Origin of the sequence: Shigella sp. FC1567, assembly GCF_001743015.1 — a bacterium.
GTDB classification, from domain to species: Bacteria; Pseudomonadota; Gammaproteobacteria; order Enterobacterales; family Enterobacteriaceae; genus Escherichia; species Escherichia coli.
On the sequence record NZ_MIIV01000263.1, the window covers coordinates 1 to 1,581 of the forward strand.

Sequence of the window (1,581 nt, forward strand, 5' to 3'; positions counted from 1 at the left end):
ACACTGGAGCGTCTTCTGAGCCTGCTGTCGGCCTTTGAGGTCGTGGTATGGATGACGGATGGCTGGCCGCTGTATGAATCACGCCTGAAGGGAAAGCTGCACGTTATCAGCAAGCGTTACACTCAGCGCATTGAGCGACATAATCTGAATCTGAGACAACATCTGGCAAGGCTGGGACGGAAGTCACTGTCGTTCTCAAAATCGGTGGAGCTGCATGACAAGGTCATCGGGCATTATCTGAACATAAAACACTATCAGTAAGTTGGAGTCATTACCGTTTTTTAAACAATTACTCTGATTTAAAAGAAACAACCTCAGCAACAGGTAAACCTGTTTTACGTTGGGTAGACCCGAGTTTTGATCAAAGCAAATATGACAGCATCGTCTGGAACCCAATCACTTATTATCCGGTGCCAAAACCTTCTACCCAGGTAGGGCAGAAAGTTCTGGATAAAATTTTGAACTATACCAACACCGAAATGAAAGAAGCGATAGCGCAGCGTAAACCACTGGTTACCACCGCTGGGCCGCGTAGTCTGATTTTCCGTGGGGCCATTACCGGTGTAGATACCAGCAAAGAAGGGCTGCAATTCTATGAAGTGGTTCCTGTTGCATTAGTGGTTGCGGGGACGCAAATGGCTACAGGTCACCGTACCATGGATACTCGCCTCTATTTTGAAGGTGAGCTGATTGATGCAGCGACTAATAAACCGGTTATCAAAGTCGTTCGTCAGGGCTAAGGTAAAGACCTGAATAACGAAAGTACGCCAATGGCTTTCGAAAATATTAAACAAGTTATTGATGACATGGCGACCGATGCCACCATGTTTGACGTTAACAAAAAGTAGTTCCAGACGCGCCATCGTTAGATGGCGCTTTTTATCCGGTGCGCCGTAAAACCCCATCCTTCAGGGCGGGGATATAAGGCGCGGTTTTCCACCTGACCAGGTGTTTGCTGTTGTTCAATGTATTGGCGGATGACGGATATTGGCGCACCTCCGCAGCTACTGGCAAAATAGCCAGGACTCCACAAAACGCCTTTGTAGTAATACCTGACTGCAATATCTGGTCGATCTCGTCGCAGTAACCTACCCGATACGCCTTTGAGGCTGTTTACCAGACTGGATATCGCCAGTTTGGGAGGTTAGTTAATTAACAAATGGACGTGATCTGGTTCGCCATCCATTTCAACCAGTTCAGCTTCAAAATAAGCACATACATTTGAAAAGTAAGTGAACCGCCCCAAGTTTCCTGGAGAATGTTTTATCTGTGAACTCAGGCTGCCAGATCATCGTTTCCGATAGAAGCATAATAAGCTTTTTCTGCTTCTGCCGGAGGGATGTGGCCCAGCCTTTCCAGCAATCGTCGATTATTATACCAGTCCACCCACGTGAGTGTGGCCAGTTCCACTTCTGCACGGTTTTTCCAGCTCTTACGGTGTATTACCTCCGCTTTGTAAAGACCATTGATGCTCTCCGCCATCGCGTTGTCATACGAGTCGCCTGTACTTCCTGTTGATGCCAGTAATCCGGCTTCCTTAAGCCGCTGTGTGTAGGCCAGCGATACATACTGAGAACCTTT

Annotated in this window: 2 protein-coding genes and 2 pseudogenes; 2 read left to right on the plus strand and 2 right to left on the minus strand. The window is 47.4% G+C overall.

Going from position 1 to position 1,581, the window contains the following annotated elements; translation table 11 throughout:
* A partial coding sequence (locus BHE85_RS15170; RefSeq protein WP_000317683.1) for an IS1 family transposase occupies window positions 1–261 on the plus strand: 261 nt, incomplete at its 5' end.
* A gap of 17 nt (window positions 262–278) precedes the next feature.
* A pseudogene (locus BHE85_RS15175) lies at window positions 279–848 on the plus strand (DUF3313 domain-containing protein); the annotation flags it as partial.
* 17 nt (window positions 849–865) lie between these two features.
* Here the strand turns inward: BHE85_RS15175 and tnpA are convergent.
* Window positions 866–1,234: pseudogene (tnpA, locus tag BHE85_RS15180) on the minus strand (IS200/IS605 family transposase); the annotation flags it as partial.
* Between the two features lie 41 nt (window positions 1,235–1,275).
* Window positions 1,276–1,581 (minus strand): integrase core domain-containing protein (locus BHE85_RS15185; protein WP_032232747.1); only part of this gene is annotated, 306 nt, incomplete at its 5' end.